Here is a 25,759-nt window from a genome sequence, read left to right as displayed (position 1 = left end):
GGCTTTGGAGCTCCGCGGCCGGGCAGTCCCCGGCCGCGGAGCCCTCGCCAAAGCCACGTAGCCCCCGGCCGAAGGGCCGGGAACCGAAAGGAAAAGTATGGGAGCCCAAATTCGGGTCTACCGCCAGAAGATCGCCTCGACCACGTCGATGCAGAAGATCTTCAAGGCGATGGAGCTGATTGCTGCCTCTCGCATTGGAAAGGCACGCAACCGAGTGGCTGCGTCCCTGCCGTATTCCAACGCGATCACCCGTGCCGTTTCTGCTGTGGCGTCCCAGTCGGAGATCGACCACCCGCTGACCACCGAGCCGGAGCAGATCCGACGCTCAGCAGTGCTGATCCTGACCTCCGACCGCGGCCTGGCCGGTTCCTACTCGGCCGGCGTGCTCAAGCAGAGCGAGTCCCTGATTGAGCTGCTGCACGAAGAGGGCAAGGAAGTCCGCCCCTACCTCGTGGGACGCAAGGCGCAGGCCTACTACGACTTCCGCGGACGCGAAGCCGTCAAGGTCTGGACCGGCGGCACCGATGCCCCGGAGTTCGAGACGGCCCGCGAAATCGGCGCGGCCCTCCTGGAGGCCTTCAACACGCCTTACGAGGACGGCGGCGTCGACGAGATCCATATCGTCTTCACGCGCTTCAAGTCGATGGTCGTCCAGGAGCCGGCGGTCATCCGCCTGCTGCCCCTGGAGGTCGTTGAGGAGGAGCAGGCACCCACCGAGGGTGAGCTGCTGCCGCTGTACGAGTACGAGCCGGACCCTGAGCAGGTGCTTGACGCACTGCTGCCGCGGTACATCGAGTCCCGTATCTTCGCAGCCATGCTGCAGGCTGCCGCCTCCGAACTGGCTGCCCGCCAGCGCGCCATGAAGGCCGCCGGCGACAACGCCAACGACCTGATCAAGAAGTACACCAGGCTCCGGAACAACGCCCGCCAGGCGGAGATCACCCAGGAGCTTTCCGAGATCGTGGCCGGAGCGGACGCCCTGGCGTCCTAGCCGTACGAGCCTCAAGAACTTAGCCCACACGCCATCTACTGAGTGAAGTGAGAGAGATGACTGCCCAGACTGTCGAGCACGGAGCGACCTCCGCGGCTTCGGGTGCCACCGGCCGTATCGCCCGTGTCATTGGCCCGGTTGTCGACGTCGAATTCCCGGCTGACGCAATCCCCGAAATCTACAATGCGCTGACCACCGAGCTGACGCTCAACGGTGAGACCAAGACCATCACCTTCGAGACCTCGCAGCACCTGGGCGACAACCTCGTGCGTGCCATCTCGCTGCAGGCCACCGACGGCCTGGTCCGCGGCGCGGCCGTGACCGACACCGGTGCACCGATCACCGTTCCGGTCGGCGACGGCGTCAAGGGCCACATCTTCAACGTCCTCGGCAAGCCGCTGGACGTCACCGAGGACAAGCTCGAGATCAACGAGCGCTGGCCGATCCACCGCAAGGCTCCGAACTTCGCGGACCTCGAAGGCTCCACCGAGATGCTGGAGACCGGCATCAAGGTCATCGACCTGCTGACCCCGTACATCAAGGGCGGCAAGATCGGCCTGTTCGGCGGCGCCGGCGTCGGCAAGACCGTGCTGATCCAGGAAATGATCACCCGTGTGGCCCGCAACTTCGGCGGCACCTCCGTGTTCGCCGGCGTCGGCGAGCGGACGCGCGAGGGCAACGACCTCTGGGTGGAAATGGAAGAGGCCGGCGTCCTGAAGGACACCGCCCTTGTGTTCGGCCAGATGGATGAGCCGCCGGGAACGCGCCTGCGCGTGGCCCTGACCGGCCTGACCATGGCGGAGTACTTCCGCGATGTGCAGAACCAGGACGTGCTGCTGTTCATCGACAACATCTTCCGGTTCACCCAGGCCGGTTCCGAGGTGTCGACCCTGCTGGGCCGCATGCCGTCCGCCGTGGGCTACCAGCCCAACCTGGCTGACGAGATGGGCCTGCTGCAGGAGCGCATCACCTCGACCAAGGGCCACTCGATCACCTCCATGCAGGCGATCTACGTCCCGGCCGATGACTACACCGACCCGGCACCGGCGACCACCTTCGCCCACCTGGACGCGACCACCGAGCTCTCCCGCGAGATCGCCTCGCGCGGCCTGTACCCGGCCGTGGATCCGCTGACCTCCACGTCGCGCATCCTCGACCCCCAGTACGTGGGCCAGGAGCACTACGACACCGCGATCCGCGTGAAGCAGATCCTGCAGAAGAACAAGGAACTGCAGGACATCATCGCGATCCTCGGCGTCGACGAGCTCTCCGAAGAGGACAAGATCGTCGTGGCCCGCGCCCGCCGCATCCAGCAGTTCCTGTCGCAGAACACCTACACCGCCAAGCAGTTCACCGGCGTCGAGGGCTCGACCGTGTCCATCAAGGACACCATCGAGGGCTTCAAGGCGATCTGCGACGGCGACGTTGACCACATTGCCGAGCAGGCGTTCTTCAACGTCGGCGGCATGGACGACGTCGAGCGTCAGTGGGCGAAGATCCAAGAGCAGACCGGGAAGTAAGCCCCATGGCCGACACTGCTGAACTCGAAGTCGAGATCGTCGCGGCGGACCACTTCGTGTGGTCCGGCCCGGCCCGCCTGGTCAAGGCGCGCACCACGGAGGGTGACATCGGCATCATGCCGGGCCACACCCCGCTGCTCGCGATCCTGGCCGCCGGCGAGCTGGCCATCGACCCGGTGGACGGTAAGCGCATCGAGGTGTCCGTCGACGGGGGATTCTTCTCCGTCGACAGCAACCGCGTGGTCATCGTGGCCGACAACGCGAAGGTCAACGAGTCCGCAACCTCCGGGAACCGCTGACCAGACGCAATGAGCAGCTTCTATGTGTTCATTGCCCTGGCGGGCCTGCTGGGCCTCCTGGTTCTGGCCGTAGTGCTGTTTTGGGTGCGCCGCACGCAGCTGCGGCGCACCCTTGGCACATTTGACGCCTCCATCTGCCTCCCGCCCGGCGGGTGGCGGATGGGGGTGTGCCGCTATACGGACACCCGGCTGGAATGGCTCCGGCTGGTCTCCCTGAGCCCCATCCCGCGGTACCGCTTCCTGCGCAGCTCGCTGGAGATCGACGGCTGGCGCCAGCCCAGCGAGGCCGAACGGGCCCGGATCCAGCCCGGCGCCGTCGTCGTCAACCTGCGCTACGAGGGCGAGCCGCTGCAGATGGCGATGCGCTACGAGGTCTACACCGGGCTGTCCTCCTGGCTGGAGGCCGGTCCCGTGATCGGCATCGGCACCTGGCGCTGACCCGATCCTTTCCCATGCCGCCGTCCCCCTAGGATGGAGGACATGGAAGACGTCATAGCAGTCACCGGCCCCTCCACGCTCAACGGCACCGTCCGGGTCCCCGGGGCCAAGAACAGCGTCCTGAAGCTGATGGCCGCCACCCTGCTGGCCGAGGGCGAATCCACCATCACCAACGTGCCGAACATCCAGGATGTCTGGATCATGGCCGAGCTGCTGCGCCGGCTGGGCTGCGCCGTGGACTACGACGTCGAGGCAGCCAGCGTGCGGATCGACGTGCCGCGGACGCCCGGGCATCAGGCGGATTACGACCTGGTCCGCGCGATGCGGGCCTCCATCAGCGTGCTCGGGCCCCTGGTGGCCCGCTGCCGCCGGGCCGAGGTCGCCCTTCCGGGCGGAGACGCCATCGGCTCCCGCGGACTCGACATGCACCGGGCCGGCCTGGAGCTGATGGGCGCCGAGATCAGCATCGATCACGGCTACCTGATCGCCAGCGTCCCCGAAGGGCTGCGCGGGGCGCGGCACATCCTCGACTTTCCCTCGGTGGGTGCCACCGAGAACCTTATGATGGCCGCCACCCTGGCCGAAGGCCGGACCGTGCTGGACAACGCGGCCCGGGAGCCGGAGATCACGGATATCGCCGAAATGCTCATCGACATGGGCGCGGACATCAGCGGAGTGGGCACCACCACCCTGGTCATCAACGGTGTGCCGAGCCTTCGCCCGGTCACCCACCGGGTGGTGCCCGACCGGATCGTGGCCGGCACCTGGGCCTTCGCCGCCGCCGTCACGGGCGGGACCATCACCATCCAGGACGCGGACGCGTCCGCGCTGACCGTGGTGCTCGACAAGCTGGTCCAGGCCGGCTGCGCCGTCACCGTCGACACTGACGGATTCACCGTCAAGGGGCCGGAGCGGCCCGAACCCATCAATGTCTCGACCCTGCCGTACCCGGGTTTCCCGACGGACCTGCAGCCCTTCGTGGTGGCCCTGAACGCCGTGTCCAGCGGTTCCGGCATGGTCACGGAAAACGTGTTCGAGGCGCGCTGGGGCTTCACGTCCGAACTCGCCCGGCTGGGCGCGGTGGTGCGGCTGGACGGCCATCACGCCCTCGTCCAGGGTGTGCCCCGGCTCTCGGGAGCCCCCGTGGTCGCGAACGACATCAGGGCCGGGGCCGCGCTGGTCATCGCGGGCCTCGCGGCGGAGGGCACCACGGAGGTCCGCGGAGTGGACCACATTGACCGGGGCTACGAGCGCTTCATGGAGAACCTGCGGGGCCTGGGCGCCAGGGCGGTGCGCCGGAGGGCCTAGGTTCCCCCCCGGCAGGGGCACACTCCCGAGCAGCCTGTTAACGCAGGAACGGCTTCCTCCGGGGAGGAAGCCGTTCCCGTGCCCGCGCCGTCAGCCGGGGCAGGCGGTTGGATCAGAGGGCGGTGACGCCGGTGGCCTGCGGGCCCTTGGCGCCCTGGCCGATCTCGAACTCGACGCGCTGGTTCTCATCGAGGGTCTTGAATCCATTGGACTGGATCTCGGAGTAGTGGACGAAGACGTCGCCGTCGGAATCGTCGGGGGTAATGAAGCCGAAACCCTTTTCGGCGTTGAACCATTTCACGGTTCCCTGTGCCATGTGAATCTCCTAAGGAAAGAAACTGCACCCGCCACTGTTATGGCGGGCCGCGCGCGGGGCGCCCTTACCGTTACCGAGGCGGGAAGACCCAATTCCTTGCCGGGGTTAAACCGGACGGCAGTTCCTTGAGGAGCTTCACGCTCGCAACCGTCTTGCGAGCATGCAAAACACCTACACAAAGACTGGCTATAGCCTTACATACGAAAAAGTCGCCGGTCAACGGATTTCGACATTTTTTCTTTCGTCTTTTGCGGGTCGGGGGCGTAGGCTTTGCCCCGCGCTCAGTCCTGCACCGTTCCTGCGCGGACCACGGACAGCAGGTCGAGTCCGCCGTCGACCGCCACCACGTCCGCCCGCAGGCCGGCCCGCAGGGCGCCGAGCATCCCGTCGAGCCGCAGCACCCCGGCCGGGACCGCCGACGCGGCGAGGACGGCGTCGCCCAGCGGCACGCCCGCCGACACCGCGGTGCGTACCCCGTCCAGCACGCCGGACGTGCCGCCGGCCAGTGAGCCGCCCTCGGACAGCACGGCCCGGCCGCCGCTGACCCGGACCCGGGAGGAACCCAGCAGGTAGCTGCCGTCGCCCAGGCCCGCCGCCGCCATCGAATCGCTGACCAGGGCCACGTTCGCTGCCCCGGCCAGGGCGAAGACGGTACCGACCATGGCGGCGTCCAGATGGACTCCGTCGCCGATCAGTTCCACCACGGCCTCTCCCGCCGCGGCCGCACGGAGGCAGGCTCCGGCCGGGCCGGGCTCACGGTGGTGCAGCGGCGGCATGCCGTTGAACAGGTGCGTCACCGTGGGGCGCCGGTTGGGGCCGGCGGCGCCGGACAGCGCCCGCCGGGCCCGGGCCAGGGACGCGGCGGCCGTCGCATCGCCGGCGTCGGTGTGCCCCGCCGAGGGAACGACGCCGGCCGCTGCCAGCGCGTCCACCAGGGCATCGGCGCCGGGCAGTTCGGGGGCGTACGTCATGGTGGCCAGTGCGCCGGGCGCGGCGTCGAGCAGCCGGGCCAGGACGGCGGGGGAGGGGTCGATGAGGAAGGCCGGATCCTGCGCCCCGCACCTGCGGGTGGAGAGGAAGGGCCCTTCGGCGTGCAGCCCCGCGACCAGGCCTTCGTCCACCAGCGGTGCCAGGGTCCGGAAGGCCTCGGCCATCCGCGCCGGCGGCCCCGCGACGACGCTGGCCAGGAACGTGGTGGTGCCGCTGCGGTGCAGGTGGGCGGCGGCGCGGCGCGCGTCGTCGGCCGCTGCGGTGCTGAAGTCCGCGCCGACGGCGCCGTGGCAGTGCAGGTCCACCAGCCCCGGCAGCAGCAGCGCCCCGGCGGGCAGGTCAAGGACCGGCAGCGGCCGGATATCCGGTACTGCGGTCGCTTCGCCGACGAAGGTGAGCACGCCGTCCTCCCAGCACACCGCTCCCTCGTCGATGATTCCGCCGGGAGCGACGACGGTGCCGAAGGCACAGCCGGAGGCGGCGGGTGAGGAGGAGGCGGCGGAGGTGGTGCTCATAGGGGGATTCTATGCACTATCGGCATCCGCTTCTGTCCGCCCGCATCCGGCGGCGGGAGCGTCAGAAGAGCCGGGACTCGCTGTCGTCGACGCCGCGCATCTCGTCGTAGTCCAGGGTCAGGCAGCGGATGCCGCGGTCCTCCGCGAGCACCCGGGCCTGCGGCTTGATCTGCTGCGCGGCGAACACGCCGCGGACCGGAGCCAGCAGCGGGTCGCGGTTGAGCAGCTCCAGGTAGCGGGTCAGCTGCTCCACGCCGTCGATGTCGCCGCGGCGCTTGAGTTCCACGGCCACGGTGGCTCCGGAGGCGTCCCGGGCCAGGATGTCCACCGGTCCGATCGCCGTCATGTACTCGCGCCGGATCAGGGTGCTGCCGGCGCCCAGCAGGTCGATCTGCTCGGCCAGCAGGCGCTGCAGGTCGGCCTCGACGCCGTCCTTGATCAGTCCCGGATCCACGCCCAGGTCGTGGCTGAGTTCGGAGAACTGCTCGTAGACGTTGATCACCAGGCGGTCGTCGGTCTTGGTGCTGGCGACGTTCCAGACCTCGAGCACGCCGGCCTCGGCGTCGTCGGGCCCCGGCTCGGTGATGCGCAGGGTGGCCGGGGGGCTCATCCAGTTCAGCGGCTTGTAGGAGCCGCCGTCGGAGTGGATGAGGACCGAGCCGTCGGCCTTCACCATCAGCAGCCGGACGGCCAGGGGCAGGTGGGCGCGGAGGCGTCCGATGTAGTCAACGGAGCAGCGGGCTATCACTAAACGCACAGTTGCACTTTACCCGCTGGGCTCGGGCACAATGATGAGCATGCCCCGCTCCAACCGCCCCCGCCGCACCCCCGGTGCCACGGCCGCCGGACGGACGGCCCGGAGCAAATGGGCCCGGCCCGCCCCCGAGTTCGACCTCGAGCGGACCCGCGCGGGCATTCCGCACCGCGAATCCGCCGCCGACGGCGAGTGGTCGGTGCGGCGCATCACCGCCTCGAATGCGGCCAAGGAGTACCGCTGCCCGGGCTGCGGGCAGGTCATCCCGCCGGGCATCGCGCATGTCGTGGCCTGGCAGGAGGACTCCCTGCTGGGCCGGCAGACGGCCGTGGAGGACCGCCGGCACTGGCACGATCGCTGCTGGCGTTCCCGCCCCGGCGGCAGGCTCCGCTGACCGCGCCTAGCGCTGGTCCTGGCGGCTGATCAGCACTTCCTTCAGCAGCAGCATGACCGCCGCCGCGGTCGGGATGGCGATCAGCGCGCCCAGGACGCCCAGCAGCGAACCGCCGGCGATGACGGCGATGACGGCCACCGCGCCGGGCACGGCCACGGCGCGGCTCATGATGCGCGGGGAGACGAAGTAGGCCTCGAACTGCAGGTAGGCCATGTAGAGGATGGCGAAGACGACGGCCGTCTGCCAGCTGGCCGTCAGCGCCACCAGCGACACCAGGATCAGCGCGATCGGCGGGCCCACCAGCGGGATGAAGGCCAGCAGGGCGACGACGAAGGCCAGCAGCACGGAGAACGGCACGCCGGTGATGGTCATCACGATGAAGGCGTAGGTCGCGTCCAGCACGGCGACCACGCCCTGGCCGATCACGTAGTTGCCCACGGAGGAGGTGATCTCCTCGGAGAGCTGCTCCACGCGCCGCCTGCGGCTGCGCGGGGCCAGGCGGTAGGCCCAGGCCTTCATCGACGGCAGGGAAGCGAGGAAGTAGAGCGTCAGCACCAGGATGATCAGCGTGCCGAACAGGCCGTTGGCGATCACCGACCCCACGCTGAGGACCCCGCCGAACACGCCGCCCAGGGCCTCGCTGTTGGAGAAGAACCTGTTGATCTCCTCGCCCAGCCGTTCCCGGACGTGGAACTGGTCCTCGACGGTGCGGAAGAAGTCCGAGTCCAGGAAGGCGTTGACGTACCCGGGCGCGTTGGCCACGATCTCGCTGGTCTGGTTCACGATGGTCGGAATCAGGGTCGCGAAGAAGCCGGCGATGATGCCGCCCAGGGCCAGGACCGTCAGCGTGATGCCGGCCGGGCGCGGCAGGCCGCGGGCGGCGAGCCAGCGCACCACCGGATCCAGGCCCAGGGCGATGAACAGCGCAGCCCCGATCCAGACCAGCAGTTCGCCGACGTTGGTGACCATGAAGTAAAGCAGCAGGGCAAAGCCGACGCCGACGGTGAACAGGAAACCGAACCGGACGGGGTTGGTGCTCACGTCCCGCGCCGGTGCCGGATGGACCGCCACGGCCCCGGCGGTCTCCTCGGGCTCCACGGGCGTGCCTGCGGTACCGGCCTCGGGAGGGAACTCGAAGCGGCGGCGGGGTCGGGCGCCGGGCACCCGGGCCCGGGACAGGCGTGCCGCCGCGGACACCAGCCTGGCGCGCAGCTCGTGTCCGGGCGCGGCGGGCTGCGGGCCGCCGTCGGAGCGGGTGCCGTCGGCTCCGCCCGTCCCGTCCGTCCCGCCTGACGGGCCCGGGCCGCTGTCCTCGCTCATCTGCGCAGATTCCCCCTGCTGGTGCCTGTGGATATGAAGCGAAGGTTATCAGGATCACCCCTGCCGCACCCGGCGCCGCCAGAAGCCCAAATAGGCCCGTCTATGCCGATTCGTTACCATTGGGCTGTAACGGCCCGCTGCCCGTGGGCGTGCCGCTGCTCCGTGCCGCCGGACCCACCGGCTCCGGCAGACCCGTGACGACGATAGGTAAGTTGTGCGAAACAAGACAGCAGTTCCGCTCATAGTGCTCGGCGTCGTGCTGATGCTCATCGGCATCGGCCTGCGCACCGTCTGGGCACCGCCGGAAACGGCCACTGCCCGCTCCGCGGAGGACACGCCTGCCTCGGCGCTGACGGTCCTGGAGCCCGAGGTCCTGCAGGACCGTTCGGGACCGGTGCGGATCCGGGCGACCGGCGAGGGGAACCTGCTGCTTGCCGTCGGCCGGGCCGACGACGTCGACGCCTGGGTGGCCGATGCCGCCGTGACCAGGCTCAACGGCGACGGCGATGCGCTGTCCGGTGAGCGGACCGTGGGCGAGGCCGAGGTGCCCTTCCCCGCCGGCTCCGACCTCTGGGTGGCCGAGGAAACCGGCGAGGGCGCCGTTGAGTACGCTTACGAGCCCCCGGCCGAGGGCAGCTGGAAGATCCTGCTCGCCTCCGACACGGGCCAGGCCCCCACGGCCGTCGAGGTCAGCTGGGACAACGACTCCACCAACCCCCTGGCGCTGCCGCTGATCGTGCTCGGCGCGCTGGTGGCCGTGCTGGGCGCGGCCCTGGGCTTCCTGCCCGGCCGCGGCGGCGGCGGACGCCGCGCCGCGGACGCACCGGCCGGCAACCGGCCGCCGCGCGAGAAGCAGGAGGCCGGAACACTGCAGCGCCGCGCCGTGCGCCCCGCAGCGGTCCTGGCGGCCCTGGCCCTCGCCGCGGTCCCCGCGGCGGGAGCCTCCGCCGCCGACGACGACGGGCAGGAGGCTGCGGTCCCCGTGGTCCTCGACTCGCAGCTGCAGCGGATCCTCGACGACGTCTCGGCGACCGTGGAGGCGGCCGACGCGGCCTCCGATCCCGCCGCCCTCGAAGCCCGGGTCGCCGGGGCCGCCCTCGCCATGCGCACCGCAGGCTACGAGGTGCGGGCCAAGGCTCCCGATCTGCCCGCCCCGCTGCCCGTCGCGGCCGAACCGGTCCGGGCCCGCCTGGTCGAGTCCACCGACGCCGGAGAATGGCCCCGCCGGCTGCTGGCCGTCACCCAGGCCGAAGGCCAGCAGGTGCCGCAGGTGCTGATGCTGGTGCAGGACTCGGCCCGCCAGAACTACCGCCTGACCAGCGCCGTCGGGATGCTGCCCGGCACCACGTTCCCGCCCGTCCCCGCCGCCGGCTCCGGCGTGGACGCCGTCGCCGCGGACTCCGCCGAGGGGCTGGGGCTCTCCCCGGCCGCGGCCATGGACGCGGTCGCCGACGCCCTGACCAACCCCGAGGGAGCCAACGCCGACACCTTCGCCGAGAACACCTTCGCCGAGGCCGTCACGCGCTTCCAGTCCGAGGTCACGGCCAACCCGGAGAACGAGTTCGCCACCATCAGCTTCCAGCACACCGCCGAGCAGAACCAGACCCAGGCCCTGCGCACGGCGGACGGCGGAGCCGTGGTCACCGGCTACATGCTGCACAACTACAGCAGCTCACCGCGGGAGGCCGGAGACTCGATCAACCTCAAGGACACCGTCTACGAGACCCTCACCGGCGAGGCCGTGACCGACACGGGGATCGACGTCCGCTACGGCGAAGCCGTGCTGCTCTACCTGCCGCCCGCCGGCAGCGGCGAGCAGGCCCAGGTGATCGGCGCCGCCCAGCAGCTGCTGAACGCCGTCCTGAAGTAGCCCGCCGCAGACCCCGACCGGCCCGGACAGCTGTCCGGGCCGGTTTTCGCTGCCGGTGCCCGCGGGGTGCCGGCGGCGGCCTCCTGACCGACCCGAGAAGACGTATTAGGGTGAAGCAATGAGCATTCCGAACGGCCGTCCCGCACCGGGGCCTTCCGCGTCCATGAACCTCAGGGGGGCGGTGGACCTCTCCGCCCTCAAGGCCCGCGCCTCCGCCCCGGCGCCCTCGCCCGGCGGCGCCGCCGAGGCCGGCGCCGGCGCGTCCGCCTGGACCGCGGAGGTGAACGAGCAGACCTTCCCGCAGGTCATCCAGGTGTCGTCCCAGGTGCCGGTGCTGATCGACCTGTACTCGGCCGACCTCGAGGCCTCGCGCCAGGTCAGCGAGGCGCTGGCCCGCATCACCGCCTCCCTCGGCGGCAGGGTGCTGCTGGCCCGGGTGGACGTCAACGCGTACCCGCAGATTGCCCAGGCCTTCCAGGCGGTGGCGGTGCCGACCGTCGCGGCCGTCCTGAAGGGCCAGCCGGTGCCGCTTTTTGAAGGCCCGGTGCCCGAGGACCAGATCCGCGGCGTCATTGACGAGCTGCTGCGCGTGGCGGAGGCCAACGGCGTCACCGGTTCCCTCGGCGCCGACGCCGGGACGGGCGCCGCGGACGAGGGGGAGGAGCCGCCCCTGCCGCCCCTGCACCAGGAGGCCTACGACGCGATCGTCGCCGGCAACTACCAGGGCGCAGCGGAGGCCTACCGGAAGGCCCTGGCCGAACAGCCGGCCGACGCCGAGGCCCGGGCCGGGCTGGCGCAGGTGGAGCTGATGGGCCGGCTGCAGGGAGTCGATGCGCAGCAGCTGCGCGACAGTGCCGCACAGCAGCCCGACGACGTCGACGCCCAGCTGGCGGTCGCGGACCTGGATGTCTCCGGCGGCCACGTCGAAGACGCGTTCAACCGGCTGGTCCGGCTGGTCGCCCGTACCGCCGGTGAGGACCGGGAGCGGACCCGGCTGCGCCTGCTGGACCTGTTCGAGGTCGTCGGCACGGCCGACCCGCGGGTCACGAAGGCCCGCTCGGCCCTGGCCCGCGCACTCTTCTAGGGGCGGGGCCCCCGGCGCCGGGCGGGCCCGGGTGCTCCCTGCGGACTACTCCGCCGGGGGCAGAGGCCGGCACCGAAGCGCGGGCAGCCCCTGCCGGCCGCCCCCGCGGCCCGCAGGTCTGGTCCCTGCGACGGATGGCAGCCGGTCCCCGGATTGCTAGCGTGGGAGTCATGTCACACGCTTCCTCCACTCCGCCCCCCGCCGGGGCCCAGCCCGCCCCGCCGGCCCTGGCCCTGCGCGGGCTGGTCAAGACCTTCGGTCCCAAGGTCGCCGTCGCCGGCATCGACCTGGACGTTCCCGCCGGCTCCTTCTACGGGCTGGTCGGTCCCAACGGCGCCGGCAAGACCACCACCCTGTCGATGGCCACCGGGCTGCTCCGCCCGACCGCCGGCGGGGCGTGGGTGCACGGCACCGATGTGTGGGCGGAGCCGCTCAAAGCCAAGCGGCTGATGGGCATCCTGCCCGACGGCGTCCGCCTGTTTGACCGCCTCACCGGCGAGCAGCTGGTCACCTACGCGGGGCTGCTGCGCGGCATGGACAGGGATACGGTGCGCGAACGCGTCACGGACCTGCTCTCCGCCCTGGACCTCGCCGGCGACGCCGGAACCCTGGTGGTCGACTACTCCGCGGGCATGACCAAGAAGATCGCCCTCGCCTCCGCACTGATCCACGCGCCGAAGCTGCTGGTGCTGGATGAGCCCTTCGAGGCCGTCGATCCCGTTTCCGCCGCCAACATCCGCGCCATCCTGGCCAACTACGTGGCCTCCGGCGGGACGGTCATCGTCTCCAGCCACGTCATGGACCTGGTCCAGCGCATGTGCGACCACGTGGCCGTCATCGCCCGGGGCCAGGTCGTCGCGGCGGGAACCGTCGACCAGGTGCGTGCCGGGCGCAGCCTGGAGGAGCGTTTCGTCGACCTCGTCGGCGGCCGCACCACGGGAGAGGACCTTTCATGGTTGCGCACCTGATCCGGCTGAAGCTGCTGCTGCTGCGCAACTCCCTGCGGCGCAGCCCGTGGCAGCTGGTCGGCCTTATCCTCGGCGGGCTGTACGGCCTGGGCATGCTGGGGCTGCTGATCGTGGGCGTCTTCGTGCTCACCTCCGCGGAGCCGGCCCTCTCCGCCGTGGTGGGCGTCATCGCCGGCAGCCTGGCCGTGGCCGGATGGGCGGTGCTGCCGGTGTTCCTCGCCGGCGCGGACATGACCCTGGACCCGGCCCGCTTCACGACCTACGCCGTCCCCATGCGCCAGCTCCTGGCCGGCCTGGCCATCGGCGGCCTGATCGGGCTTCCCGGCCTGCTGACGCTCCTGGCCGCCCTCGGCTGGGGCCTGTCCTGGTGGCAGGAACCGGCGGCGGCCGCGGCCGGCGTCGTGTTCGCGCTGGTGGCGGTGCTGACCTGCGTGGCGCTCTCGCGGGTGGTGGTGACCGCGGCGACGTCGCTGACCGGCAACCGCCGCTACCGTGACATCACCGCGGTGGTCGCCATCGTGCCGCTGATGCTGATCGGCCCCGCGATGGCGCTCATACCCGAGGAACTGGACGGCTGGGGCCCCTTCCTGGAACGGCTCGCCGGCTACCTGGCCTGGACGCCGCTCGGTGCGGCCTGGGCCGTGCCCGCCGACCTCGCGCTCGGCAGCCCCGGCACGGCCGCGCTGCGGGGACTGCTGGCCCTGGCCTTCCTGGCCGCGGCCCTGCTGGCCTGGAAGGCCCTGCTCAGCCGGGCCCTGGTCACTCCCGGGCACCAGGCCTCCGCCAAGCGGGCCGCCGGCCGGCTGGGGTTCTTCGGCCGCTTCCCCGGCACCCCCGCCGGCGCCGTGGCCGCCCGGGCCCTGACCTATTGGTTCCGCGACCCGCGGTACGGTGCCTCCCTGCTGGTGGTGCCCCTGCTCGCCGTCGTCCTGGTGGCCTACGGGGGCAGCAGCGGGGCGGGCATGCTGCTGGCCATGGGCCCCCTGGTGGGGTTCCTGCTCGGCATTTCCCTCGCCGCCGACGTCGCCTTCGACAACACCGCCTTCGCCCTGCACCTGGCCGCCGGGGTCCGGGGCCGGGATGACCGGGCCGGCCGGGTACTGGCCGCCGCGACGTTCTCGGTGCCGCTGACCGTGGCCGCCGCCGTGCTGCCGCCGGCCCTCACCGGCCGGATGGACCTGGTCCCGATGCTGCTGGGTATCTCGATGGCCCTGCTGCTGTGCGGCTTCGGCCTCTCCAGCGTGGTGTCCGCCCGCTTCACCTACAACGTGCCGCTGCCGGGCGAAAGCCCGTTCAAGACGCCTCCGGGCTCGGCCGGGCGGTCGCTGCTGGTCAACACCGGCTCCATGGTGGCCCTGATCGTGCTGTGCCTGCCGGCGCTGGTCCCTGCAGTGGCGGCCCTGGTCACCGGCAGCCCGGTCTGGAGCTGGACGGCGCTCGCGCTGGGCGTCGGCTGGGGCTGCGCCGCGATGGTCCTGGGCATCCGGATCGGCGGCACCTGGGTGGACCGCCGCGGACCCGAGCTGCTGGCCCAGGTCGCCGTCCACAAGTGAGCATGCGGACGACGGCGCGCGCCGGGCACCTGGGCGCCGCCGTCGTCCGCGGGTACTAAGATGGTTCCCATGAGCCTGCCACCAGATCCCTTCGAGAACGATCCGGCGCACAGCGATCCCCGCGGCGGAACCGCCGTCATCGAACGCCAGGAACAGCGCGAGCTCGTTGAGCCCGGCGACGCCGAGCGCTTTTCGCACTACGTGCGCAAGGAAAAGATCATGGAGTCCGCCCTCACGGGTGAACCGGTGATCGCCCTGTGCGGGAAGGTGTGGACTCCGGGCCGCGATCCGAAGAAGTTCCCGGTCTGCCCGCAGTGCAAGGAGATTTACGAGGGTCTGCGCCCCGGCGGCGACGACTCCGGCAAGAAGCGCTGACTTTTCCCCAGGCCACGGTCCCGGCACAGCTGCCCGGGCCGTGGCCTGAGTGCGTCCAGCGCCCCCACGTGCCCCCTGCCCGCGGGGGCTGCGCACCGGCAACACCCTGCAATCCTGAAAGGTGCCCTCCGACGAGTGAGCTCTGAAACCCTCTTCGGCTCCGGCCCGACCCTGCCGCCCGCCTATCCCGAACGTGCCGCCTGGGGCACCGCGCCCAAGCTCCGCCAGTGGCAGGCGGAGGCCCTGGAAAAGTACTTCGCCAAGAACGCCAGCGACTTCCTCGCCGTCGCGACGCCCGGCGCCGGCAAGACCACTTTCGCGCTGCGCGTGGCCACGGAACTCGTGGACCGCGGCATCGTGAACCGGATCACCGTCGTCGCGCCCACCGACCACCTCAAGCGCCAGTGGGCCGACGCCGCGGCCCGGGTGGGGCTGGCGCTGGATCCGAACTTCAAGAACTCCGACGGCCGGCACGGTGCCGGCTTCATCGGCGTGGCCGTCACCTACGCGCAGGTGGCCTCCAAGCCGATGCTGCACCGGGCCAAGACCGAGGCCGCGCGCACCTTGGTGATCCTGGATGAGATCCACCACGGCGGTGACGCGCTGAGCTGGGGCGACGGCATCCGCGAGGCCTTCGAACCGGCCACCAAGCGGCTGTCCCTGACCGGCACCCCGTTCCGCTCCGACACCGCCCCGATTCCGTTCGTGGACTATGTGGAGGACGGTGCCGGGATCCGCCGGTCCAAGGCGGACTACACGTACGGCTACGGCAGCGCCCTGCGCGACCATGTCGTCCGCCCGGTGATCTTCATGGCCTACTCCGGCCAGATGCGCTGGCGCACCAGCGCCGGCGAGGAAATGGCCGCCTCCCTCGGCGAAGCCGCAGTGACCAAGGACATCACGGCCCACGCATGGCGGACGGCGCTGAACCCCCAGGGCGAGTGGATTCCGGCGGTGCTCGCCGCCGCGGACCGGCGGCTCACCGAGGTGCGCCGCACGGTGCCCGACGCCGGGGCGCTGGTCATCGCCACCGACCACGAGGACGCCCGCGCCTACGCGGGCCAGCTGAAAAAGATCACCGGGGAATCGCCCACGGTCATCCTGTCCGACGACGCGAAGGCCTCGGAGAAGATCGAGGAGTTCTCCGCCGGGACCACCCGGTGGATGGTGGCGGTGCGCATGGTGTCCGAAGGCGTGGACGTGCCGCGCCTGGCGGTGGGCGTCTACGCGACGTCGACGTCGACCCCGCTGTTCTTCGCCCAGGCCGTGGGCCGTTTCGTGCGTGCCCGCAAGCGCGGCGAGACGGCGTCCGTCTTCCTGCCGTCGGTGCCGGTGCTGATGGCGCTGGCGAACTCGATGGAACAGGAACGCGACCACGCCCTGGACCGTCCGGAGAGCGCGGAGGAGGACGGCTTCAGCCCCGAAGAGGCGCTGATGGAGGCCGCGAACCGCTCCGAGAAGGCCTCGGATGAGCTGACCCGGCAGAAGTTCGAGGCCCTGGAGTCCCAGGCCTCCTTCGACCGGGTGCTGTTCGACGGCAGCGAGTTCGGCACCGGCGGTGAAATGGGCAGCGAGGAGGAGGACGACTTCCTCGGCATTCCCGGCCTGCTGGACGCCGACCAGGTGGCCGTGCTGCTGCGCCAGCGCCAGCACGAGCAGCTGCGCCGCGGCAAGGGCCGCTCCGCCCCGGCCCCCGAGCCCGCCGCGCAGGTGGTGGACCACCGCCAGCTCACCGAGCTGCGCGCGCAGCTGAACAAGAACGTCGCCGCCTGGTCGGCCCGCTCCGGCATGCCGCACGGCGTCATCCACACCGAACTGCGGCGCATCTGCGGCGGGCCCGCCGTCGCGCAGGCCAACGAGGAACAGCTGAACAAGCGGCTTAAAAAACTGCAGGACTGGTTCATCGGACGCAAATAGCGTCCGCTGAACCAGCCCTGCGGGCCGCGGCCGGTCCTGCCTACAGGTCCGCCAGCTCGACGCCGGCGTCCTCCATCTCGGCGAAGGCCGCCAGGACGCCCTCGCGGCTGATGCCGCGGGTCAGGTCCTTGATCACGGTGGTCGTGTAGCCGGCCGCCACGGCGTCCATTGCGGTGGCCCGCACGCAGTAGTCGGCCGCCAGGCCCACGATGACGACCTCGTCGACGTCGTTCTCGCGCAGCCAGTCGTCCAGGCTCACCGCCTCGTCCGGCTCCTGCACGGCGTCCGGGTCCCCGGTGGGCACTTCGTCGTCGGGCACCAGCAGCGCCTCGAAGCCCGAATAGGCCGCCTCGTACTGCCCCTTGCGGAAGAACGCGTCGATCAGTTCGGGATCCAGGTCCGGGTGCAGCGCGGCGCCGGAGGAACCGGCCACGCAGTGCACCGGCCAGCTGTCCACGAAGTCGGGGTCCTCGGAGAAATGGCTGCCCGGATCGATGTGCCAGTCCTGGGTGGCGGCCACCAGGTCGTACCGGTCGGCGTTGGTCTCCAGGTAGTCCGTGATCTCGCCCGCGGTGTCGGCGCCGCCGGCCACCGCCAGCGAACCGCCCTCGCAGAAATCGTTCTGGACGTCTACCACGATCAGTGCACGCGCCATCGGCTACTCCTCGTACTCGGTGGGAATGACGGGTTCCCCGCGCTGCAGTCGGGACACAGCAGGGGGCAGTTCGGCCAGCGAGGCGGCATGCCGCTCGCCGGCCCGGCTGACGGCCTTGGGGCCGGTCCAGCCCGGCAGCACCTCGCCGTCGGCGACGAACTGGTGCAGCAGGGGACGGTCATTGCTGTCGGAACGCGGGGCGTGGCCGACGCCGATCACCTCCGCGGTGGCGGTTCCGGCCTCGTCCAGGCGGCGCAGGGCATACTTGCGCCCGCCCAGGGAGGCCTTGCCCTTGGAGGCCTTGGCCACATCCACGAACCCGTCGGCACCTTCGCGGCTGACCAGTTTGTACACCAGCCCTGCGGTGGGTGCGCCGGAGCCGGTGACGAGCGAGGTGCCGACGCCGTACGCGTCCACCGGGGCGGAGGCCAGCGCGGCGATCGCATACTCGTCCAGGTCGGAGGTGACCATGATGCGGGTGCCCGGGTTGCCCAGGTCATCGAGCAGGGTCCGTACCGAGCGGGCCAGCTCGACCAGGTCGCCGGAGTCCAGCCGGACGCCTCCGAGCTCGGCCCCGGCCACCTCGACGGCGGTGCGGACGCCCTGCTCGACGTCGTAGGTGTCCACCAGCAGGGAGGTGCCCAGGCCGAGCGCGGCGGTCTGTGCCTCGAAGGCCTGCTTTTCGGAGTCGTGCAGCAGGGTGAAGGAATGGGCGGCGGTGCCCACCGTGCGCAGGTCGTAGCGCAGTCCGGCCTCCAGGTTGGAGGTGCTGTTGAAGCCGGCGATGACGGCGGCGCGGGCCGCGGCGACCGCAGCCTCCTCGTGCGTGCGGCGCGAGCCCATCTCGATGCACGGCCGGCCCTGCGCGGCGAGGGTCATCCGGGAGGCCGCGGAGGCGACGGCGCTGTCATGGTTCAGGACCGACAACAGCATGGTCTCGAGGATGCAGGCCTCCGCGAAGCTGGACTCCACGATGAGGATCGGCGAATGCGGGAAGTAGGCCTCACCCTCCGCGTAGCCGAAAATGTTGCCGCTGAAGCGGAAGTCGGCCAGCCAGTTCAGCGTGCCCGCATCCACCACCCGGGCGGCTTCCAGGAAGGCCAGCTGCCGGTCCGAGAAGCGGAACGTCGACAGCAGCTCCAGCAGGCGGCCGGTGCCGGCAACCACCCCGTAGCGGCGTCCGTCCGGCAGCCGCCGGGCGAAGACTTCGAAGACCGAGCGCCGCTCCGCGGTGCCCGCATGCAGGGCGGCCTGGAGCATGGTCAGCTCGTAGTGGTCGGTGTAAAGGGCCGAATTGGGCGGCTGCCAGGTGCTGAGGCTGTTCACGGATACGACTTTAGCCCCCGAGGCGCCGTGCCGCTCCTGCTGTGACGGCGGCTCCCTACAATGGAACGATGAGCATTGCCACCGATCCCGGCACCCGCACCGGCGGACAGACGGAGCAGCAGGACCTGACGGTCTCCGACGTCCCCTGGGTGGTGATTGTCTGGAACGACCCGGTGAACCTGATGAGCTACGTCAGCTACGTCTTCCAGAGCCACTTCGGCTATTCGGCGGCGAAGGCGCACCGGCTGATGCTTGAGGTGCATGAGCAGGGCAGGTCGGTGGTGGCCTCCGGCAGCCGGGAGGAAGCCGAGCGGCATGTGCAGGCCCTGCACACCTACGGGCTCTGGGCGACCTTCCGCCGCGCCGACGAGTCCTGAGCCGGCTCCCGGATCCTGAACGACCCCGAACCACGAAGTACGGATGGACACCATGGCAACAGGTTTCAAACTGACCCGACGGGGCATCGCGGCCTCGCTTGAGCCGGGGGAGCGGGACCTGCTGCGCAGCCTCTTCGCCGACGTGCTCGGCATGCTCGAGTCCGCCGCCCCCAAGGACGAGGATCCGCTGGCGGCCCTGGTGGGCATGGACTCCTCCGCGCGGGTCCCGGAGGATCCCGCCCTGCTGCGGCTGCTGCCCGATGCGGTGCGCGGCGACGACGGCGAGGCGCTGGAGTTCCGCAGGCTCACCGAGCGCTCGCTGCGGGAAAGCAAGGCCGGCGCGCTGCGCGGCGCCGCCCTGCTGCTTGAATCCTCGCCCGTCGTGCTGGACGAAGAGCAGGCCCGCTGGTTCGCCCGGGCGCTGAACGATGTCCGGCTGGTCCTGGGCGAACGGCTCGGGCTGCGCACCGACGAGGACGCCGAACGCCTGCACGGCATCACCGATCCCGGCAAGGCCGAGGACGTCGAGGACTACCTGGCCCTGGTCTACAACTTCGTGACCTGGCTGCAGGAGACGCTCATGACAGCCATGCTCGGGCAGCTGCCGCAGCGCTAGGCGGAATCCGCGCGGCAGGCGGTTCCCCGATCCGCGTGTTTTGTGACCAACGGCACGAACCCCCGGGTGGGCCGGATGGACCGCGAAGACTATTGTCGATACATCATGAGCTCGAACCCCGCCTTTTCCCTGCAGCAGACCCCGGACGCCCCGATCGGTATCTTCGATTCCGGCGTCGGCGGGCTCACCGTGGCGCGGTCGGTGATCGATCAGCTGCCGAAGGAATCCATCCTGTACGTGGGGGACACCGCCAACGGCCCCTACGGTCCGCTGCCCATCGCACAGGTGCGGGCGAACGCGCTCGGGGTGATGGACGAGCTGGTGGATTCCGGCGTCAAGGCCCTGGTCATTGCCTGCAATTCGGCCTCGGCGGCCGTGCTCCGGGACGCCCGTGAACGCTACACGCGCCGCTGGGGCATCCCGGTGATCGAAGTCATCCAGCCCGCGGTCCGCCGGGCCGTGGCCGCCACCCGGACCGGGCGGATCGGCGTGATCGGCACGGCGGCGACCGTCGGCTCCCGAGCCTATGACGACACCTTCGCCGCCGCCCCGCACCTGGAGGTGTCCTCGGTGGCCTGCCCCGCCTTCGTGGACTACGTCGAGGCCGGCATCACCTCCGGCGCCGAACTGCTCGCCACCGCGGAGGAGTACCTGGCACCGCTGAAGGAACGCCGGGTCGACACGCTGGTCCTGGGCTGCACCCACTACCCGCTGCTCACCGGCGTCATCTCCTACGTCATGGGCGAGGAGGTCACCCTCGTCTCCAGCGCCGAGGAGACGGCGAAGGATGTCTACCGCGCCCTGGTCTCCCACGGCCTGCAGCGCGACGCCGACGCCGTGCCCGAGCACCACTTCCTGGCCACCGGCGACGCGGCCTCCTTCGAGCGCCTCGCCCGCCGTTTCCTCGGCCCCGAGGTGACCGCCGTCGAGCAGGTGGACAGCGTGTCGGCCCACTATCCCACCGGCAGCATGGCCCGGATCACCCCCGAGCTGGCCGCGGCGGCCCGCGCCGAGACCGGGCTGCGGGCGGCGTCGGGACACGGTGCCGCATGAAGCTGACCATTGTGGGCTGCAGCGGCTCCTTCCCGGGCCCCGCCTCACCGGCCTCCTGCTACCTGGTGACCGCGAACGACGGCGAACGGGACTGGCGGATCCTGCTGGACCTGGGCAACGGGTCCCTCGGTGCCCTGCAGCGCTACATGGACCTGCGCGACATCGACGCCGTGCTGCTCAGCCACCTGCACCCGGATCACTGCATGGACCTGTGCGGGCTGCACGTGGCCGTGCACTGGGATCCGGCCGGCTGGAACCGGGACCGGATCACGGTCTGGGGGCCGGCGGACACCGCCGACCGGATGGCGACCGCGTACGGGCTGGAGCTGGATCCGGGCATGCATGAGGACTTCGAGTTCAACGCCTGGACCGCCGGCCGGCCGGTGACCATCGGGCCGTTCACGGTCACTCCGCATCCGGTGCGCCATCCGGCCGACGAAGCGTATGCGCTGCGCGTCGAGGCCCGCGGCGTGGCGGCCGACGGCAGCGCCACGCTGCGCACGCTCGCCTACTCCGGCGACACGGACTCCTGCCAGGGGCTGATCGACTCGGCCCGCGACGCCGACGTCTTCCTCTGCGAGGCGGCCTTCCATGAAGGCCGCGACGACGCCATTGACGGCGTGCACCTGACCGGCCTGCGCGCCGGCGAGGCAGCGGCCGAAGCCGGGGCGCGGCGGCTGCTGCTGACCCACCTGCCCGTCTGGAACGACGCGAACCTGAGCGTGCAGGAGGCCCGCCGGGCCTACGACGGGGACCTCGCGGTCGCCGTCGCCGGGGTGTCCTATGAGGTCGGCAGCGCGTTCACGGCGCCCCTGGCCGCGGCGCCGGGCCCGGCCGCGCCGGCGGCGGGCCGATAGACTGGCTCAATGACTTCAGCTTCCGCCGGTTCCTCCCAGCCCTCCAGCTCCGTCCAGGCGGACGGCGCCGTCCGCCGTGCGGACGGGCGCACGCCCGACCAGCTGCGCGACATCAGCATCACCCGCGGCTGGTCCAGCCAGGCTGAAGGATCCGCGCTGATCGAGTTCGGCGGCACCCGGGTGCTCTGCACCGCCTCGCTGACCGCCGGCGTGCCCCGCTGGCTGAAGGGCGAGGGCAAGGGCTGGGTCACCGCCGAGTACGCCATGCTCCCGCGGGCCACCAACACCCGCAACGACCGCGAGTCGGTCAAGGGGAAGCTGGGCGGGCGCACCCATGAGATTTCCCGGCTGATCGGCCGGTCGCTGCGCTCGATCATCGACACCAAGGCCCTCGGCGAGAACACCATCGTGCTGGACTGCGACGTCCTGCAGGCCGACGGCGGCACCCGCACCGCAGCGATCACCGGCGCCTACGTGGCCCTGGCGGACGCGGTGGCCTGGGCCAAGGCCAACAAGCTGATCAATGCCAGGGCCGAACCGCTGCTGGACTCGGTGGCGGCGGTCAGCGTCGGCATCATCGACGGGGTGCCCATGCTGGACCTGCCCTACGTTGAGGACGTGCGGGCCGAGACCGACATGAACGTCGTCGTCACCGGCTCGGGGAAGTTCGTCGAGGTCCAGGGCACCGCGGAAGGGGCGCCCTTCGACCGGGCCGAACTGGATGCGCTGCTCGACCTGGCCCTGCTCGGCACCGCCGAGCTGGCCGACATCCAGCGCCGCACCCTGGGCCTGGCGTGAGCGCGGCGCCCCGGCTGGTGCTGGCCACCCGCAACGCCGGCAAGCTGCGCGAACTGCGTGAACTGCTCCGCGGGCAGGTGCCCGGGCTCGACGTCGACACCCAGGTGGTCGACGCCGAAGCCGTGGACGCCCCCGACGTGGCTGAAACGGGCACCACCTTCGAAGCGAACGCCCTGCTGAAGGCCCGCGCCGTGGCCGAGGCGACCGGCCTGCCGGCGGTCGCCGACGACTCCGGCCTCGCCGTCGACGTCCTGGGCGGCGCGCCGGGCATCTTCTCCGCCCGCTGGGCGGGCCGGCACGGCGACGACGCGGCCAACCTGCAGCTGCTGCTCGCACAGCTGGCCGACATCGCCCCCGAACACCGGTCGGCGGCCTTCGTGTGCGCCGCCGCCCTGGCGCTGCCCGGGGGCGCGGGGGAGCAGGTGGAGCGCGGCGAACTGCGCGGCACGCTGCTGCAGGCTCCGCGCGGCACCGGCGGCTTCGGCTACGACCCGATCCTCGCGCCGGACGGATTCCGGCGCAGCACCGCCGAGCTTTCGCCCGCCGAGAAGAACGCGATCAGCCACCGCGGGCAGGCCTTCCGGGCGCTGCTGCCCGCCCTGGTCCGGGCCCTCGCCGGGGCTCCGGTTCCGCCCCCCGCTGCCCCGTAAGGCAGAATGGGAGGCGCTATGACTATCCTGATTCCCGCCGCCGCCGAGGCCGCCGCCACCGACGGATCCCTGATCGAACGCTTTGCCGACTGGTCCGTCGAGCTCATGGAGACCATCGGTGCTCCGGGAGCCGGGCTGGCCATCGCCCTGGAAAACCTGTTCCCGCCGCTGCCCAGCGAAGTGATCCTGCCGCTGGCCGGATTCGCCGCCAGCCAAGGCAACTTCTCCATCATTGCCGCGCTGATCTGGACCACGCTGGGCTCCGTCGTCGGCGCCCTGGCGCTCTATGGGATCGGAGCCTGGCTGGGGCGGGACCGCATGCGCGCCATCGTGGACAAGATGCCCCTGGTGGACCTGGAGGACGTGGACAAGGTCGAGGCCTGGTTCGACCGCCACGGCTACAAAGCGGTGTTCTTCGGGCGGATGATCCCCATCTTCCGCAGCCTCATCTCCATCCCCGCGGGCATCGAGCGCATGCCGGTGGGCATGTTCCTGCTGCTGACCACCGCCGGCTCGCTGATCTGGAACACCATCTTCATCTGCGCGGGATTCCTGCTGGGCGAAAACTGGCACGTGGTGGAGCAGTACGCCGACGTCTTCCAGAAGATCGTCATCGTCGCCGTGGTGATCGGTGCCGCCTGGTGGCTGGTCTCCAAGATCCGCACCAACCGCCGCCGCCGGGCCGCGGAGCGGGGCGACGCCTGAGTGCAGGACCTCGCCTTTACCGCAATTGACTTCGAAACAGCCAACGGATTCCGCGGCTCGCCCTGCGCCGTCGGCCTGACCAAGGTCCGCGGCGGCAGGGTGGTCGAGGAAGCCGCCTGGCTGATGCGCCCGCCCGCCGGACACGACCACTTTGACTTCCGCAACGTACGGATCCACGGCATCGAGGCGGAAATGGTGGCCTCCGCGCCCCGGTTCGGCGAACTGTTCGCCGAAGTCGGGGCGTTCATCGGCGAGGACATCCTGGTCGCGCACAACGCCGCCTTCGACCTGGGCGTCATCCGCTCGGCCCTGGAGGTCTCCGACCTGCCCGGGCCGGCCTACGACTACACCTGCACGGTGCAGCACTCCCGCCGGACCTACACGCTGGCGTCGCACTCGCTGCCGTTCGCGGCCGAAGCCGCCGGCGTGCCGCTGGTGAACCACCACGACGCCGCCGAAGACGCCCGCGCCTGCGCCGGGATCATGATCGACGTCGTCCGCCGCGCCGGCTGCGCCTCGCTGGCGGAGTACTTCGCGGCCGCCAATCTGCGCCCCTCGCATATGCCGGCCTACCGGCCCGGCATCGATGAGATGTCCCGGCCGACCAGGGACATCCTGGCCCGGGGCACCGTGCCGCCGGCTCCGCGCTGGCCGCAGGAGGGGGTGAACACGGCGCCGAATCCCGACGCCGACCCGGGCCACCCGCTGTACGGCCGCTCCATCGTCTTCACCGGTGAGCTGGCGATGCCCCGGCAGACCGCCAAGGACCTGGCGGCGGGCGTGGGCGCCCGTCCGGCCAGCACGGTCACCCGCAGCACCGGGGTGCTCGTGGTGGGGGACGGATTCGACGCCGCCGAGCTGCGCAGCGGCCGCCTCACCGGCAAGGCGCGGCGGGCGCTGGACCTGATGGAACAGGGCCGCGACATCCTGGTGCTCTCCGAGGTGCAGTTCCTGCAGATGCTCGAGGCCAGGCTTCCCGCCTAGCCCTCGGTTGCGCTCCCGGTGACCCGGATGAGCTCCGCCGCCACGTGCTCCAGCGCCTCCGCCGCCGGTTCCGCCGCGGAAAGCGCCGGCACCGCGTCGACACCGAGCCAGGTGCCGATCAGTGCACCGGCCGCTGCGCCGGCCACGGGTCCGCCGGCGGCGGCCGCCGCCTGGACGGCGCTCCGGTAGCCGGCCTCGGCCGGCCGGACAGCAGCACCGGCAGCAGTTGCGCCGCCCGGCCGGTTCCGTTCCGGCTCTCCGTCCGGTACCTGCTCGTCCGGCAGCTGCGCGCCCGCCGCGACGGCCAGCACGGACTGGACCGCCGCGGCCAGCACCACGTCAGCCCGTCGTCCGCCGCCTTCACCGGCCGGGTCAGCTGCAGGCAGCCGCCCCGCCGCACCCTCCGCCTGTGCGGCGGCCAGGGCCCGGGCCAGTTCGGGCACGGGCGCGGAGGCGGCGAGGGAGACGGCCGCGGACACGGCCGCCTGCGGCGGCCGGCCCTCCGCCAGGGCGTGGACGAGAGCGGCCAGCGCCGCCGCGGCATGCCAGGCCAGCGGATGGCCGTGCGTCAGCGCGGCGCCGTTCAGGGCGATCCGGGCCGCGGCCTCCTCCGGAAGATACGGAATCAGTCCGGCGGGCACCGACCGCAGCAGCGCGCCGTCGTCGTCGGCCCCCGGGTTGACCGGACGCCCGATGGTGCCCATGTCCGGAAGGGTGAGCGCCCGCCCGCCGGGAGCATCGGGCCGGGCGGACGCCCCGGCGCCGGCCAGCAGCCGGTCCAGGGGGCGCGCCGGGGCGGCCGGGGCGCCGTCGTCCACGGGCAGGCCGCGCACCCGTGCCCAGCGCAGGTAGGCCAGCCAGAGGCAGGCCGTTTCATCGGCGCTCACGCCGTCGTTGGCCCACTGCAGCGCCTCAACGAGCCCGTCCACCGTGTAGAGGGCCAGCTCGGCCTCATCCGTCGGGCGTCCCGCTCCGCCCGGGTGCGGCTGCAGCAGGCTGTCGGCGGCCAGCAGGCCGGCGAGGCAGCCCCGGATGCGTCCGGCTGCGGAGGGAAGGGCGGATTCAGGCTCTGGGCGCGGAAGGGAAGTCACGGCTACCAGCTTAGGCGGCTTCCGCTGACACCCCT

General features: G+C 71.3%; 27 protein-coding genes. 20 read left to right on the top strand and 7 right to left on the bottom strand.

The annotated features are described in order from the left end of the window. The first annotated feature begins 97 nt into the window (after positions 1 to 97). From AC5RV6_RS00385 to murA, 5 genes are read left to right on the top strand one after another with little or no spacing between them, the layout of a single operon-like run. Entirely contained in the window at positions 98 to 991 is an 894-nt protein-coding gene (locus AC5RV6_RS00385) for a F0F1 ATP synthase subunit gamma (protein WP_494005308.1), read from the top strand. 56 nt (positions 992 to 1,047) lie between these two features. Continuing rightward, the gene (gene atpD, locus AC5RV6_RS00380; protein ID WP_494005307.1) at positions 1,048 to 2,511 is read left to right on the top strand and encodes a F0F1 ATP synthase subunit beta; all 1,464 of its coding nucleotides are present in this window, start codon (positions 1,048 to 1,050) and stop codon (positions 2,509 to 2,511) included. A 5-nt stretch (positions 2,512 to 2,516) separates the two neighbouring features. Then, positions 2,517 to 2,810 (top strand): F0F1 ATP synthase subunit epsilon, encoded by a 294-nt coding sequence (locus tag AC5RV6_RS00375; RefSeq protein WP_494005306.1) that lies wholly within the window; start codon positions 2,517 to 2,519, stop codon positions 2,808 to 2,810. 9 nt (positions 2,811 to 2,819) lie between these two features. Further along, a complete protein-coding gene (locus AC5RV6_RS00370; RefSeq protein WP_494005305.1) occupies positions 2,820 to 3,248 on the top strand; it encodes a DUF2550 domain-containing protein in 429 nt (142 codons plus the stop codon). 42 nt (positions 3,249 to 3,290) lie between these two features. Beyond that, positions 3,291 to 4,556 carry a UDP-N-acetylglucosamine 1-carboxyvinyltransferase gene (gene murA, locus AC5RV6_RS00365; RefSeq protein WP_494005304.1) on the top strand — a complete coding sequence of 422 codons (1,266 nt, stop codon included), beginning with the start codon at positions 3,291 to 3,293 and terminating at the stop codon, positions 4,554 to 4,556. A 112-nt stretch (positions 4,557 to 4,668) separates the two neighbouring features. On the opposite strand, the gene AC5RV6_RS00360 is transcribed toward murA, so the two are convergent. From AC5RV6_RS00360 to nucS, 3 genes are all read right to left on the bottom strand, one after another. Then, a complete protein-coding gene (locus AC5RV6_RS00360; RefSeq protein ID WP_325790278.1) occupies positions 4,669 to 4,872 on the bottom strand; it encodes a cold-shock protein in 204 nt (67 codons plus the stop codon). 281 nt (positions 4,873 to 5,153) lie between these two features. Further along, positions 5,154 to 6,377, bottom strand: a complete 1,224-nt coding sequence (locus AC5RV6_RS00355; RefSeq protein ID WP_494005303.1) for an N-acetylglucosamine-6-phosphate deacetylase — start codon at positions 6,375 to 6,377, stop codon at positions 5,154 to 5,156. A 61-nt stretch (positions 6,378 to 6,438) separates the two neighbouring features. Continuing rightward, positions 6,439 to 7,134 (bottom strand): endonuclease NucS, encoded by a 696-nt coding sequence (gene nucS, locus AC5RV6_RS00350; protein ID WP_494005302.1) that lies wholly within the window; start codon positions 7,132 to 7,134, stop codon positions 6,439 to 6,441. A gap of 40 nt (positions 7,135 to 7,174) precedes the next feature. On the opposite strand from nucS, the gene AC5RV6_RS00345 reads away from it, so the two are divergent. Further along, on the top strand, positions 7,175 to 7,525 hold the full coding sequence (locus AC5RV6_RS00345) for an Rv1322 family protein (RefSeq protein ID WP_494005301.1): 351 nt from the start codon (positions 7,175 to 7,177) through the stop codon (positions 7,523 to 7,525). A 6-nt stretch (positions 7,526 to 7,531) separates the two neighbouring features. Here the strand turns inward: AC5RV6_RS00345 and AC5RV6_RS00340 are convergent, their stop codons facing one another. Next, positions 7,532 to 8,845 carry an AI-2E family transporter gene (locus AC5RV6_RS00340; RefSeq protein ID WP_494005300.1) on the bottom strand — a complete coding sequence of 438 codons (1,314 nt, stop codon included), beginning with the start codon at positions 8,843 to 8,845 and terminating at the stop codon, positions 7,532 to 7,534. 214 nt (positions 8,846 to 9,059) lie between these two features. Between AC5RV6_RS00340 and AC5RV6_RS00335 the strand changes: the two genes are divergently transcribed. The 6 genes from AC5RV6_RS00335 (at position 9,060) to AC5RV6_RS00310 (ending at position 16,612) form a co-directional block, all read left to right on the top strand. Next, on the top strand, positions 9,060 to 10,715 hold the full coding sequence (locus tag AC5RV6_RS00335; RefSeq protein ID WP_494005299.1) for a DUF8094 domain-containing protein: 1,656 nt from the start codon (positions 9,060 to 9,062) through the stop codon (positions 10,713 to 10,715). Positions 10,716 to 10,833: 118 nt separating this feature from the next. Beyond that, positions 10,834 to 11,799, top strand: a complete 966-nt coding sequence (locus tag AC5RV6_RS00330) for a tetratricopeptide repeat protein (RefSeq protein WP_494005298.1) — start codon at positions 10,834 to 10,836, stop codon at positions 11,797 to 11,799. A 170-nt stretch (positions 11,800 to 11,969) separates the two neighbouring features. Further along, a complete protein-coding gene (locus tag AC5RV6_RS00325; protein ID WP_494005297.1) occupies positions 11,970 to 12,767 on the top strand; it encodes an ABC transporter ATP-binding protein in 798 nt (265 codons plus the stop codon). Then, entirely contained in the window at positions 12,752 to 14,320 is a 1,569-nt protein-coding gene (locus AC5RV6_RS00320) for a transporter (RefSeq protein WP_494005296.1), read from the top strand. Before AC5RV6_RS00325 ends, AC5RV6_RS00320 begins: the two co-directional genes overlap by 16 nt. Positions 14,321 to 14,380: 60 nt before the next feature. Next, positions 14,381 to 14,695 carry a DUF3039 domain-containing protein gene (locus tag AC5RV6_RS00315; protein WP_494005295.1) on the top strand — a complete coding sequence of 105 codons (315 nt, stop codon included), beginning with the start codon at positions 14,381 to 14,383 and terminating at the stop codon, positions 14,693 to 14,695. 135 nt (positions 14,696 to 14,830) lie between these two features. Next, positions 14,831 to 16,612, top strand: a complete 1,782-nt coding sequence (locus tag AC5RV6_RS00310) for a DEAD/DEAH box helicase (protein WP_494005294.1) — start codon at positions 14,831 to 14,833, stop codon at positions 16,610 to 16,612. Between the two features lie 40 nt (positions 16,613 to 16,652). Here AC5RV6_RS00310 and AC5RV6_RS00305 read toward each other — a convergent pair whose 3' ends face one another. Both AC5RV6_RS00305 and AC5RV6_RS00300 read right to left on the bottom strand, forming a co-directional pair. After that, the gene (locus AC5RV6_RS00305) at positions 16,653 to 17,267 is read right to left on the bottom strand and encodes a nicotinamidase (RefSeq protein ID WP_494005293.1); all 615 of its coding nucleotides are present in this window, start codon (positions 17,265 to 17,267) and stop codon (positions 16,653 to 16,655) included. Between the two features lie 3 nt (positions 17,268 to 17,270). Next, positions 17,271 to 18,593 (bottom strand): nicotinate phosphoribosyltransferase, encoded by a 1,323-nt coding sequence (locus AC5RV6_RS00300; RefSeq protein ID WP_494005292.1) that lies wholly within the window; start codon positions 18,591 to 18,593, stop codon positions 17,271 to 17,273. A gap of 68 nt (positions 18,594 to 18,661) precedes the next feature. On the opposite strand from AC5RV6_RS00300, the gene clpS reads away from it, so the two are divergent. From clpS to AC5RV6_RS00260, 8 genes are all read left to right on the top strand, one after another. Then, positions 18,662 to 18,970, top strand: a complete 309-nt coding sequence (gene clpS / locus AC5RV6_RS00295) for an ATP-dependent Clp protease adapter ClpS (RefSeq protein ID WP_494005291.1) — start codon at positions 18,662 to 18,664, stop codon at positions 18,968 to 18,970. Between the two features lie 52 nt (positions 18,971 to 19,022). Further along, positions 19,023 to 19,586 carry a DUF2017 domain-containing protein gene (locus AC5RV6_RS00290; protein WP_494005290.1) on the top strand — a complete coding sequence of 188 codons (564 nt, stop codon included), beginning with the start codon at positions 19,023 to 19,025 and terminating at the stop codon, positions 19,584 to 19,586. Positions 19,587 to 19,691: 105 nt separating this feature from the next. Continuing rightward, positions 19,692 to 20,639 carry a glutamate racemase gene (murI, locus tag AC5RV6_RS00285; RefSeq protein WP_494005289.1) on the top strand — a complete coding sequence of 316 codons (948 nt, stop codon included), beginning with the start codon at positions 19,692 to 19,694 and terminating at the stop codon, positions 20,637 to 20,639. Next, positions 20,636 to 21,496: an MBL fold metallo-hydrolase gene (locus AC5RV6_RS00280; protein WP_494005288.1), complete on the top strand. Its 861-nt coding sequence runs from the start codon at positions 20,636 to 20,638 to the stop codon at positions 21,494 to 21,496. Before murI ends, AC5RV6_RS00280 begins: the two co-directional genes overlap by 4 nt. Before the next feature lie 9 nt (positions 21,497 to 21,505). Continuing rightward, positions 21,506 to 22,294: a ribonuclease PH gene (gene rph / locus AC5RV6_RS00275; RefSeq protein WP_494005287.1), complete on the top strand. Its 789-nt coding sequence runs from the start codon at positions 21,506 to 21,508 to the stop codon at positions 22,292 to 22,294. Next, positions 22,291 to 22,944 carry an RdgB/HAM1 family non-canonical purine NTP pyrophosphatase gene (gene rdgB, locus AC5RV6_RS00270; RefSeq protein WP_494005286.1) on the top strand — a complete coding sequence of 218 codons (654 nt, stop codon included), beginning with the start codon at positions 22,291 to 22,293 and terminating at the stop codon, positions 22,942 to 22,944. Before rph ends, rdgB begins: the two co-directional genes overlap by 4 nt. Positions 22,945 to 22,962: 18 nt before the next feature. Further along, positions 22,963 to 23,649: a DedA family protein gene (locus tag AC5RV6_RS00265; protein WP_494005285.1), complete on the top strand. Its 687-nt coding sequence runs from the start codon at positions 22,963 to 22,965 to the stop codon at positions 23,647 to 23,649. Then, positions 23,650 to 24,633, top strand: coding sequence for an exonuclease domain-containing protein (locus AC5RV6_RS00260; protein WP_494005284.1), 984 nt, complete (start codon positions 23,650 to 23,652; stop codon positions 24,631 to 24,633). Here AC5RV6_RS00260 and AC5RV6_RS00255 read toward each other — a convergent pair. After that, positions 24,630 to 25,724, bottom strand: a complete 1,095-nt coding sequence (locus AC5RV6_RS00255; RefSeq protein ID WP_494005283.1) for an ADP-ribosylglycohydrolase family protein — start codon at positions 25,722 to 25,724, stop codon at positions 24,630 to 24,632. The two genes, AC5RV6_RS00260 and AC5RV6_RS00255, sit on opposite strands and share 4 nt — an antisense overlap. Positions 25,725 to 25,759: the final 35 nt, after the last annotated feature.

It is taken from the genome of Arthrobacter saudimassiliensis, assembly GCF_059090665.1.
This window is presented reverse-complemented; position numbering and strand designations above follow the sequence as displayed.

What these genes read in the sequence shown, in the direction of transcription:
- AC5RV6_RS00280 (WP_494005288.1), top strand. Translation starts at nt 20,636, where the DNA reads ATGAAGCTGACCATTGTGGGCTGCAGCGGCTCCTTCCCGGGCCCCGCC.
- AC5RV6_RS00320 (WP_494005296.1), top strand. Translation starts at nt 12,752, where the DNA reads ATGGTTGCGCACCTGATCCGGCTGAAGCTGCTGCTGCTGCGCAACTCC.
- clpS (WP_494005291.1), top strand. Translation starts at nt 18,662, where the DNA reads ATGAGCATTGCCACCGATCCCGGCACCCGCACCGGCGGACAGACGGAG.
- AC5RV6_RS00360 (WP_325790278.1), bottom strand. Translation starts at nt 4,872, where the DNA reads ATGGCACAGGGAACCGTGAAATGGTTCAACGCCGAAAAGGGTTTCGGC.
- AC5RV6_RS00305 (WP_494005293.1), bottom strand. Translation starts at nt 17,267, where the DNA reads ATGGCGCGTGCACTGATCGTGGTAGACGTCCAGAACGATTTCTGCGAG.
- AC5RV6_RS00375 (WP_494005306.1), top strand. Translation starts at nt 2,517, where the DNA reads ATGGCCGACACTGCTGAACTCGAAGTCGAGATCGTCGCGGCGGACCAC.
- murI (WP_494005289.1), top strand. Translation starts at nt 19,692, where the DNA reads ATGAGCTCGAACCCCGCCTTTTCCCTGCAGCAGACCCCGGACGCCCCG.
- AC5RV6_RS00385 (WP_494005308.1), top strand. Translation starts at nt 98, where the DNA reads ATGGGAGCCCAAATTCGGGTCTACCGCCAGAAGATCGCCTCGACCACG.
- AC5RV6_RS00345 (WP_494005301.1), top strand. Translation starts at nt 7,175, where the DNA reads ATGCCCCGCTCCAACCGCCCCCGCCGCACCCCCGGTGCCACGGCCGCC.
- AC5RV6_RS00315 (WP_494005295.1), top strand. Translation starts at nt 14,381, where the DNA reads ATGGTTCCCATGAGCCTGCCACCAGATCCCTTCGAGAACGATCCGGCG.
- AC5RV6_RS00290 (WP_494005290.1), top strand. Translation starts at nt 19,023, where the DNA reads ATGGCAACAGGTTTCAAACTGACCCGACGGGGCATCGCGGCCTCGCTT.
- AC5RV6_RS00265 (WP_494005285.1), top strand. Translation starts at nt 22,963, where the DNA reads ATGACTATCCTGATTCCCGCCGCCGCCGAGGCCGCCGCCACCGACGGA.
- atpD (WP_494005307.1), top strand. Translation starts at nt 1,048, where the DNA reads ATGACTGCCCAGACTGTCGAGCACGGAGCGACCTCCGCGGCTTCGGGT.
- AC5RV6_RS00370 (WP_494005305.1), top strand. Translation starts at nt 2,820, where the DNA reads ATGAGCAGCTTCTATGTGTTCATTGCCCTGGCGGGCCTGCTGGGCCTC.
- AC5RV6_RS00330 (WP_494005298.1), top strand. Translation starts at nt 10,834, where the DNA reads ATGAGCATTCCGAACGGCCGTCCCGCACCGGGGCCTTCCGCGTCCATG.
- rph (WP_494005287.1), top strand. Translation starts at nt 21,506, where the DNA reads ATGACTTCAGCTTCCGCCGGTTCCTCCCAGCCCTCCAGCTCCGTCCAG.
- AC5RV6_RS00325 (WP_494005297.1), top strand. Translation starts at nt 11,970, where the DNA reads ATGTCACACGCTTCCTCCACTCCGCCCCCCGCCGGGGCCCAGCCCGCC.
- AC5RV6_RS00340 (WP_494005300.1), bottom strand. Translation starts at nt 8,845, where the DNA reads ATGAGCGAGGACAGCGGCCCGGGCCCGTCAGGCGGGACGGACGGGACG.
- murA (WP_494005304.1), top strand. Translation starts at nt 3,291, where the DNA reads ATGGAAGACGTCATAGCAGTCACCGGCCCCTCCACGCTCAACGGCACC.
- AC5RV6_RS00355 (WP_494005303.1), bottom strand. Translation starts at nt 6,377, where the DNA reads ATGAGCACCACCTCCGCCGCCTCCTCCTCACCCGCCGCCTCCGGCTGT.